Origin of the sequence: Photobacterium alginatilyticum, assembly GCF_009910675.1 — a bacterium.
In the GTDB taxonomy this organism is placed as follows: domain Bacteria; phylum Pseudomonadota; class Gammaproteobacteria; order Enterobacterales; family Vibrionaceae; genus Photobacterium; species Photobacterium alginatilyticum.
Genome location: NZ_RSEJ01000115.1, coordinates 1 through 1258 on the forward strand (window position 1 = coordinate 1; position 1258 = coordinate 1258).

Annotated in this window: 1 protein-coding gene; it reads left to right on the forward strand. The window is 45.2% G+C overall.

Features of this window, described 5'->3' with window-relative positions; all coding sequences use genetic code 11:
• The first annotated feature begins 72 nt into the window (after positions 1-72).
• Positions 73-1250 (forward strand): IS3 family transposase gene (locus tag EIZ48_RS28240; protein WP_439126600.1). Its coding sequence is split into 2 segments (ribosomal slippage): positions 73-331 and positions 331-1250, totalling 1179 coding nucleotides; the frame shifts between segments, so codons are not numbered across the junction.
• Positions 1251-1258: the final 8 nt, after the last annotated feature.

Consider the following 1258-nt stretch of genomic DNA (forward strand, 5'->3'; position numbering starts at 1 on the left):
TGAAGTGGCATAGTTAATTTGGCCACCTGATTAGAGGTGATATCATCACCTCGGAAGTTAACAGGTGACACAATGACAAAACGTAGTAGAAGAACATTTAGCCCCGAGTTTAAACTTGAAGCCGCACAGTTAGTTCTTGACCAAGGCTACTCGGTAGCTGAAGCTGCCAAGGCAATGAATGTAGGTAAATCCACCATGGATAAGTGGGTTCGCCAACTCAAAGAAGAGCGACAAGGCATTTCACCGAAAGCTTCTCCGATGACACCAGAGCAAATCGAGATCCGTGAGTTGAAGAAGAAACTGGCTCGACTCGAAGAACATAACGAAATATTAAAAAAAGCTACAGCTCTCTTGATGTCCGACTCACTGAACAATTCTCGCTAGTCGAGAAACTCAAGCAGAGCCACAGTGTCTCTACACTTTGTGATGTGTTCAGCATCCATCGAAGCAGTTACAAATATTGGTCTGACCGGCCTAAGATGATTAATCCTGATTACGTCGAGTTGTGTAGCGAAGTTAAAGCCGCGCACCGCATCAGTAATGGCTCTGCGGGAGCCCGAACTATCGCTGATATTGTTACGGGAAAAGGAATACCATTGAGCCGGTATCGTGCTAGCAAGTTCATGAAAAAGCTTGGTTTAGTGAGCTGTCAGTTGCCTAAGCATGCCTACAAGAAAGCGACTCAAGAACATATTGAAGTAGCTAATAAATTAGACCGACAGTTCGCTGTGACGGAGCCGAACCAGGTCTGGTGCGGTGATGTCACGTATATTTGGGCCGGAACACGCTGGGCTTATTTAGCTGTGGTTATCGACCTCTTTGCAAGAAAACCCGTTGGGTGGGCAATGTCGTTATCGCCGGATACCAACTTAACGAGCAAAGCGCTATCAATGGCTTTTGAAGCAAGAGGAAAACCGGAAAATATTATGTTCCATAGTGATCAAGGCTCGCATTACACCAGTTTGAAATTTCGGCAACTACTCTGGCGATATCAAATTGAACAAAGCATGAGCCGACGAGGAAATTGCTGGGATAATAGCCCGATGGAGCGATTCTTTCGAAGCTTAAAAACAGAATGGGTACCATCAATAGGGTATGAGAGTTTTTCTCAGGCACAGCGTTCAATCACTCAGTACATCACAGGATATTACAGCGAGATCAGGCCACATCAATATAACGGTGGTCTGACGCCAAATGAGTCAGAACGCTTATTCTGGAATGACTCTAAAACCGTGGCCAATTTTACTTGACCACTTCA